Origin of the sequence: Halogranum amylolyticum, from assembly GCF_900110465.1 — an archaeon.
In the GTDB taxonomy this organism is placed as follows: domain Archaea; phylum Halobacteriota; class Halobacteria; order Halobacteriales; family Haloferacaceae; genus Halogranum; species Halogranum amylolyticum.
Genome location: NZ_FODV01000050.1, coordinates 1 through 6,796, shown reverse-complemented (window position 1 = coordinate 6,796; position 6,796 = coordinate 1). Strand labels below are relative to the sequence as shown.

The window sequence follows — 6,796 nt, the reverse complement described above, 5'->3', positions numbered from 1 at the left end:
ACTGTCGTTGCGATGGTTCCCCATCGTGAGTGACTGTCCGAAAACTGGCAGTTGAGTTGGTGTTTGCCTCATCAAAAAGTAAGCCTTCGGACGACCAACCCGACGTAAAATAATCAGGTACCTCCGAGTCCTTCACGGGATAGGAGTAACGGGGGCGTGGCACTCCCTTCGGCGTGTCGGGTCGTAAACGGAAGTTCCCAAACCAGCGCAAACGGGCGTGGGAGGATGTCACCTAGCCGCCACCACCGCTGTTAGAACCCAGAGAACTTTCACCGTCAGCGACCACCACCACTCCTTGCTGCGCCCTGCGCGTCGCGTCTAATTTCCACCCATTGAGTCTCTCCCAACTTGCACCGGCATACCTCCCGTCTATACTAGTTGCTTTTTGCTGTCACAGATACGCTGCACCGCCATGAGACGTTCTGTGTTACCTGTGTACCGCATATACCGCATTTTCTCACGATGGGAGTGCCGTTACGGCATACGGTATATTGCCGTAACACCGTGCTGTCTCGCGATTCTGGGGGATTGTCTGTCTCGCTACTCTTCAATTGGTGTAACGCCATGCGGAAATGCGGTAGGATTGTGTCTGAGCATCTCTCGTAGCACTTTTGCGATACGAAATTCCTCAGTTGGAGACTGCGTGTTGGGCAATGGGTAGTCCAGTCGCTCGCCGCGGTGGTCGGTCGCGTACGCTATTCCTTCTTTCTGAGATCTTGATTCGGCGAACACTCACATAGTAGACTTACTGTGTGGGGTTCGAGACGAGGGGGGCCGGCCACCAGGGGAGTGGCTGATGGCCGGCGGTGGTGCAGCGTTCACGACCGACGAGAAAAGCGCCGATCGTGATGTTAGGGCCGGGATATCTGGCGTGCGTCAATGGACGCACAGATAGGTATGATAGCGTCTTCCTTATCAACCTGTCCGTTGCTACTCGTCGACACTGATTACTCTGTTAAGAGTGTCCGTCGCTATTGCTCTAGCAGCAACTTTGAAAGACCCGGCGTGGGGGTCGTGTTGCAACACTGCGATAGGAAGGATTGAATGGGGTGAATGCCTTTGACGAGCTGCTTGGTCTCCAGTGTGAGATTATAATTCACCGATACATAATATAGCAGGCAAATTATTCGCTGTCTGAGTTGCCCACTTAACTTAGCGTAATTCTGATTCGAGGGGCGTCGAACGGTGACCGTGACCTCCTGTGACTCCGAGAAGAGTGGTCCCGGATTAAAGACAGCTTGGACTCCCTCCAATTCGAGTTCGTCGTATTGATCTTTCGCAAGCGTTTGTTCGACCGCGATATTCGCAGAGCGTTCGAAGCCGATGTGTGTAGAGAGAACACCCCCTGCAGTTGCGAACAACACGACGAGAACAAGCGCGACAGCAATTGAGGACCCAAAATTCCGTATTGAGACGTTTGCGAGCAGATTGTCCGTGTCCCACGCTTCAGGCTGATAGCCGAGATACCAGAAGACGGCAACCCCCGAGACGTGTATCGAGACCGCACTCACGATGAGCAAGACCAGCGCACCAAGTGCAATTGTTGGGTTGCCCCACACGACGCCGATCCCGGCCGCAGCAGCCGCAGGGATGGGTGTGGCTGCAATCATCACACTAACGAGCGCAGCAGAAATCCCGGTTGCGATTCCAACAGCACCCGCGGCACCCGCACAGACGCCGATAATCAACGAGAGCAATCCAGGCGAGATGCGTTGTGCAATCTGCGCTGTCGTGGAAGGGCTAAGCGAAGGGGGAAGAAGACACTCAATACAAAATATAGATACTATACGAAACGGTTCTCGTCTAAATCGGCCCCACACGCTGCATACCGACGGTCCTGTCTCTCCCGGGCCAAAAACAATACAGCCCGTGGTCGTGCAGGCAGCCTATGAATGATTGCTCCGATTGGCGAGCGACAATTGGTCATATTCCACTTGTAAGAAGACAGTCGATCCTACAACGTGCGACCGTTGTGACTTCCAGAGTTCGGTTCGCATGAGGGGGAGAGTTCATCTGGCGCGGCCGCGGTACCATCCCTGCGATAGCGTGCCCGATAGAGCACCCCCACTGAGAAACGGAATACTTGCTTCCGGAAACGATGGACGCTGACCGATACTCACTCAGAAGCATCTTGACCGGTGGGACTGGCCCGAACGATCCCCGATCTGTGAGGACACGGCTTCAACAATGGATCCTCTATTGGGGCGGTCGCGTCTCCATTGCGTTTCTCCTGCTTGTCGGTGTTTTCCTTGTGTTGCTGCTCGCGTCAGCAGTCCGTCCGCTGGATCTGCGACTGTTGCTCCGGAACACGAATACGGTGCAGTCATTGTTCACCACGTTGCTGAGCGGTAGTATCCTCCTCGTCTCTATCGTTGTGACCATCACTTCCATCGTCCTCTCACACGAGATTACTGACATCGATAACGAGCGAGAGCGTATCGATGCAGCGATCGACTACCGAACCCAGATCGAGGGCTCCATTGCGCGGGATGTGAGTCCCGCGCGTCCGGCGGAGTTTCTTCGGATCATCTTGGTGCTCATCGACCGGCAGGCCGAGGGGCTCGCCCGCATCGCCGCTGAGAGTGACGACGACACATTTCGGGAGGAAGCTGACGCGTTCGTCGCTCAGGTCGCGGACGTCGTCGAACGAACGAACGCCCAGCTTGCGAACGCCCGGTTCGGGTCGTTCAAAATCCTGCTCGCCGGGTTGAACTACGACTACTCGTGGCAACTGCACACCGCACGTCGATTCAAACAACGATACAGTCGACAGATGACCAACGATCAACTGGCAGCCGTTGACGATCTCGTCGAGACGCTGAAGGTCTTCGCCGTTGGCCGTGAGTACTTCACATCGCTGTACTACAAACAGGAGTTCGCTCGATTGTCGAGTCACCTGCTTTACGTGACGCTCCCGACGGTCGTCTATACCTCCTACATCCTCCTCGCACTCGACGCGAAGATGTTTCCAGACGTGTCGGTACTCGGCATCTCGCCGCTTCTGCTAGTCGTCAGTTTCTCGTATGCCGTCGCGCTCGCACCGTATGTGCTCCTTACATCGTATGTCCTCCGCGCAATGGCGGTAACGCTGCGGACGCTGGCTGCCGGCCCGTTCGTGCTGCGGGATCAGACGCTGCCCGACCCAGTTGACTGGGACCAGAATTCTGTCGCCGCCGACTGGACAGGGCCGACGTCTGCAGAGAACGATGACGACGATTGAACAACCGGTGGAGAACACTGAAATTCAATCAACTCGTCGCCAGCGCCTGTCGCTAAAAAAGTAGTCTGTACAGTGGTGTCTGTCTCAGGCGTTGTTCATCCGCAGCGTCGTCTCGGTTTGACATTCCATGCAGGTCGCCACGCGATACGGTTCACGGGAGTACTCCGCGTTGTTCGGCTTTGAGCTCTCTATCCGGAGCTCCACCCGGACCTTGTGGAGCGTCTCACGTGCGCATTCCGAGCATGCTTCTGTGACTCCGTCAAGGGCGGATGGTTTGGTTGCCATAGCAGCCTGTTGGACTCGTGGAGACCGAATAAAGAGAGAACTCCGTCTCGAATCGTTTCACTCTGTTTCAGATGTTTTTCAGCTCTTAATCGCATGATGGAAGTGACTTTTGACCCTGAAACGCATCGAGCACCGACGAGGTGATTCACTCGTCTCTCAGCTAGTTCGGGGTCGAATACGCGCTGAGAAGGGGCAGAATCGGCACAGCTAGTAGTAGACAGCTTGGAAACGCCCCCTCGGAGAAGCGCTCCCATGGCCCAGCTATTCTCTCCAGGGCGTATCCAACGCTCTTGGGAATTGATTGTGTCAGTGTTGTCGGTTTCATCCCACGACTGAAGTCGGGGGCTTTCTCCTCAAATCTCTGTAAAGGGATGACGTTGTTGTGTTGTTACCGAAGCGCGGCGATCCGACCTCGTCCGGCCGCGTAGATCGTCCCACCGGCGACCGCCATCTCGCTAACCTCTTCTGGGTACGTTCAGCGTACCTGCCCACTCTCGACATCGAGGGCTTCGAGGACACCAGTACTGGTGGCGTCGCGAGTTACGTAGACCGTCTCGCCGGCGAGCGTCTCCCGTGACTGTTTCCGATAGTGATGACGTCTCAAGGCATTCGAGGCGGTGACTGCAGGCTCGGTCAGCCCCACTGACTCGGAGCTGCATCTAATCACACCTGTTGTGATAGGCCTCGCACGTCCCACCACCGCAAATGCGTGTCACAGACGTCTACTACTCCTCTTTCCGGAGAGGCTCTCCCGAATGCTGCTGCTAACAACCCTGGACGACACGACCACTGCGAGGAAACAGAGCGACACTCACCGCCAGGCGTGCTCTGCCACCGACTCTTTTAGGTGGCATCTTCGAGACTTCACCGTATGACCGACCAGCTGCTTGACGAGGTCGTCGCTGACGGAGACAAATCGTTCGCCGATAGCGAGTACATTCGAGACTGGTTCATCGACGTCGGTCGTGAGTACGTCGCCCAGGCGGACGACCCGACGACTGAGCAAGTGGAGGCTCTCGTTGAACACTTCGAAGACACGGAGCCTGCTGATCTTGACGACGAAACACTCGCACTGCTGTGGACGATGGGGAGTATCTTCCGGTGGATGCTCGATGAGCTCCCGCTGCAGGGCGAGACGACCGATCCCGAATGGTTACGCCAGCGGTTGCAACTCTGGAGTGGAACAGTAGGAGACGAGTCTCAGTAGTGACGGTGGCACGCTCCTGTGTCCAGCGGCCATGAAGCGCTCTTTGCGGGAATTCGCAACCGTATCCAGACAATCACACTGTCTTTTCTCTGGATGTTGTCAAATGTAGTGTGCTGCATAGAGAGATTGAATTCAGCAGAGGAGAACATTTCCGAATCGGTCAACGATGGACGAGACGTTAGCTCGGGTGTGAGGAACACGCCGGTCGGAAACGGAGCGCTCAGGGCGGGTCCATATCCTGGGACACGACCAGCGTTATTTAGACGACGTTCCGTGTTGATTAAAAGCTGGGTTTGCCGGATCCGCCGCCTCTGCCCGCGTAAGTTGCGGTGAAGACGGTGACGTCGTTGATGGGGAACGCTGGGGCCACAGCATCGACTCCTATCCAGCCGAGTGAGTGCTGAGCCGGCAGGGGGTACACATCGTTGCCCTTGCCATCGAGTGAGTACAGCGCCGGGGGGCACGGGTCATTTCCCTTGCCATCGAGTGAGTACAGCGTCGGGGGGTACGGGTCATTTCCCTTGCCATCGAGTGAGTACAGCGTCGGAGGGAACGGATCGTTGCCCTTCCCGTCCATGGGATCGGCCGCTGCCGTCCCGCTGGTGCCAGCGATCCCGGCGGTTAACACGACCGCGATGAGAAGTGCTCTGATGGCAGTGCGTCCAGCCGTGATGTGGGTGAGTGCCTTCATCACAGATGGATCAAGGAAAGGGTACTCAATTGCGATAGATGCTTACTATTGAAACGAGTTCTCAAAAGACGACTCTAGATAGCTAGAGGGAGTGTAGAATTCGTCTCATACATTTTGCCACTTCAGCGGATGTAGCTGCCGTCGGATTTGGCCGCACAAACTGCAAGACATGCGCGCTGAGTTCAGCATGGCCACAGAAACCTCACCAATCGCTGTCAGAAAAGGCGTGCAAGACTTAGAGGATATATTCAGCCCAAAGACACCGTTTGATTCTGGGAGTTGCGTGCGAATCTGCCATTGAGTGCGTGCTAATCGGTTGATTTCCGTTCCAGGTACCAGCCGATTCCGCCACCGATCAAGGCCCCCAAGACAACACCAAATGGACCACCGAACATCAGGCCAAACAGGATTCCGAGTGCTGCACCGACAGCGGCATATCCCCCTTCCAGATTGGACATAAGTGCTGTGTTGAATAGGGGTACGGCGTCGGGATAGACCGTCAAATCAGTAAGGATGAAGCCGAGGAGGTCGGGTATGGTGGAAGTCGATCTCCTCGACTTCGTTGAGTGGTTCAAGCGCCTAGCCAAACAAGCCTTGGGAAAGCACGCGGGCGAGCCCGCCACCGGCGGGTTCGCCCGCTGGAAGCACGTCGTTATTCATGGGTTTCGGCTCGAAGAGGAGCATAGCTTCCGAGAAACCGTAAATCGGCTGAAGTACATGGGTGACATACGGGACGTCCTTGAGTTGAACAGGAGCGACGTCCCAGATTACACGACGCTGAACAAGTCGTTCGATCGGTTCAAGATGTGGGTGTGGCGGGCGTTGCTGCGCGTTTCAGCGCAGCAACACCCGCAGTCTGGATTCGCCGCTCTCGACAGCACGTTTTTCGATCGAGGCCACGCCTCTGCGCATTATCTCGATCGGTCGAACCAGACGGTTGAGACGATGAAAGTAACGACATTGACCGATACAGTGTCACTCGCTGTTCTTGACGTGCAGTGCCACGCGCAGTGGCCGCATGATACGAAATCAGGGCCGCAGGTCGTCCGCCGGAACGCGGACGACCTGCAGACGGTCGCTGCCGATAACGGTTTCCAGGATTGGCACTCTGAATACGAGTTCTACAGCCTCAGCGTGGAACCGTTGATTCACTACCGTGGATCGTCTGCGAACGCGGTCAGCAACAACGCGCTCATTCGAGAACGTGGCTACACCCAGCGTTGGATGGCTGAAACGTCGTATTCGTCCGTGAAGCGCTCGCTCGGCGATGCCGTGCGAGCGCAAACCTGGTATCGAGAGTTCCGTGAAATCGTCCTGATGTTCGCCATCATCAACATCGAACAACTCTGTGATCCGCTCTGATCCCGACGCCGTACCCCTATTCAACACAGCA

Annotated in this window: 6 protein-coding genes; 3 read left to right on the top strand and 3 right to left on the bottom strand. The window is 56.1% G+C overall.

The genetic code is table 11. The annotated features are described in order from the left end of the window. Window positions 1-971 precede the first annotated feature (971 nt). Window positions 972-1,820, bottom strand: coding sequence for a DUF389 domain-containing protein (locus tag BSG17_RS25655; RefSeq protein ID WP_170864967.1), 849 nt, complete (start codon window positions 1,818-1,820; stop codon window positions 972-974). Between the two features lie 434 nt (window positions 1,821-2,254). Here BSG17_RS25655 and BSG17_RS25650 point away from each other — a divergent pair, with 434 nt between their 5' ends. After that, window positions 2,255-3,220: a DUF7972 family membrane protein gene (locus BSG17_RS25650; protein ID WP_170864966.1), complete on the top strand. Its 966-nt coding sequence runs from the start codon at window positions 2,255-2,257 to the stop codon at window positions 3,218-3,220. A gap of 84 nt (window positions 3,221-3,304) precedes the next feature. Here BSG17_RS25650 and BSG17_RS29010 read toward each other — a convergent pair whose 3' ends face one another. Continuing rightward, on the bottom strand, window positions 3,305-3,505 hold the full coding sequence (locus BSG17_RS29010; protein ID WP_089828176.1) for a DUF7835 family putative zinc beta-ribbon protein: 201 nt from the start codon (window positions 3,503-3,505) through the stop codon (window positions 3,305-3,307). Window positions 3,506-4,376: 871 nt separating this feature from the next. Here BSG17_RS29010 and BSG17_RS25640 point away from each other — a divergent pair. After that, window positions 4,377-4,712 (top strand): hypothetical protein, encoded by a 336-nt coding sequence (locus tag BSG17_RS25640; protein WP_089828175.1) that lies wholly within the window; start codon window positions 4,377-4,379, stop codon window positions 4,710-4,712. A 280-nt stretch (window positions 4,713-4,992) separates the two neighbouring features. Here the strand turns inward: BSG17_RS25640 and BSG17_RS25635 are convergent, their stop codons facing one another. Further along, complete coding sequence (locus BSG17_RS25635) at window positions 4,993-5,403, bottom strand: hypothetical protein (protein ID WP_089828174.1); 411 nt, start codon at window positions 5,401-5,403, stop codon at window positions 4,993-4,995. A gap of 537 nt (window positions 5,404-5,940) precedes the next feature. Between BSG17_RS25635 and BSG17_RS25630 the strand changes: the two genes are divergently transcribed. Further along, complete coding sequence (locus BSG17_RS25630) at window positions 5,941-6,765, top strand: IS5 family transposase (RefSeq protein WP_089827775.1); 825 nt, start codon at window positions 5,941-5,943, stop codon at window positions 6,763-6,765. Window positions 6,766-6,796: the final 31 nt, after the last annotated feature.